The organism is Butyrivibrio sp. WCD2001 (genome assembly GCF_000424485.1).
Lineage (GTDB): Bacteria > Bacillota > Clostridia > Lachnospirales > Lachnospiraceae > Butyrivibrio.
This window is the reverse complement of sequence record NZ_AUJZ01000057.1, coordinates 1-1,210: the sequence shown is the minus strand read 5'-3', so window position 1 is coordinate 1,210 and position 1,210 is coordinate 1. Positions and strand designations below refer to the sequence as shown.

Annotated in this window: 1 protein-coding gene; it reads right to left on the bottom strand. The window is 35.5% G+C overall.

The window, feature by feature from the left end; genetic code table 11:
• Positions 1-1,210, bottom strand: a 1,210-nt coding sequence (locus tag G630_RS0117805) for a recombinase family protein (RefSeq protein WP_026499371.1), incomplete at both ends; no start/stop codon positions are given.

Below are 1,210 nucleotides of genomic sequence, written 5' to 3'. Positions count from 1 at the left end.
GTCTCATCAGTAGCAAATAAAGGTGGTGAAACATCATAAACCGTCTCGCCATTATATGAAACAGGGAACTTGAAATGGATTGTCTTTATTGGACAACCATTTTTTCTCTTTTTGTCTGGATATAACTCTATGCTATCGATGAATGAATTAACAAAGGCTTTCTTTTCAAAATCGTTCATCTTATCATACAATTTATCAAAGAGTTTTAACGATTCATAGATACTATCTTTGGTAAGCATTTGTTTTTTTATCGACTCGATTCTAGCCTCACAATCATGCATATTCTTTTCAGTAGTTTCAATAGCTTCAAATGCATCATCAAGTCTTCTATTCAAGCTTTCATATTTACGATCATAATGCTTATCAGTAACATCCAAGTTATCTAATTCATTCTCAAGTTTCCTTTGTAAACCCAAAGCCTGTCTGTGAGCTTTTATTGATGTATTGAGTTCCCGCTCAATCTCATCTGAATCCAAGTGATTTCCCACCAGTTCAGACATCATCGTACCAAAATTATCGGCATTCACAATTTTTAAAATAATATCTCTCATAGCATCATCTATTATTCTACTAGATATCTGTCCATAATTGCATGTTACCCCATTAATATGCTGCTTAGATCTACATGCATAACCATAATATGTTGGATATGGTGTTCCATCCTTTCTCTTTTTTGATCTCATAGGCACACCATACAATGATTTTCCACAAACAGGACACTTAATAAGTGCTGAAAAGATGTATTGATGATCTTTATCAATAGGTTCTCTAGTCCCTTGTTTTGCAATTCTTTTCGCTTGTGCAGCTTCCCATACTTCTACAGAAACAATAGCTTCTTGTTTACCTTCATACACAGGAAAATCATCTGTCTCAATAATATGATATTCTTCTTCAGAACCTTCTTTAAGCACCGTTTTACGTTTCCCATATGCTATTTTCCCGCAATATGCATAATTTGTTATTACCAGCTGAACAAACCGATCTGTAAAAACGCTTAGGCCATTATGTGTACCTATATTCTTTACATATCCATGCTCGTTCATCCACCGTGCCACTCCTATGAAGCCCAAATTTGAATTAACGTATTTATCAAATATCAGCTTTATATGTTCGGCCTCTTCCGGAATAACTACCATGTTTCCATCATTCAATGCATACCCATAGGGTGGCTTTGAGCCATTCCAGCCCCCTTGTCTTGCCTTTTCTCGTC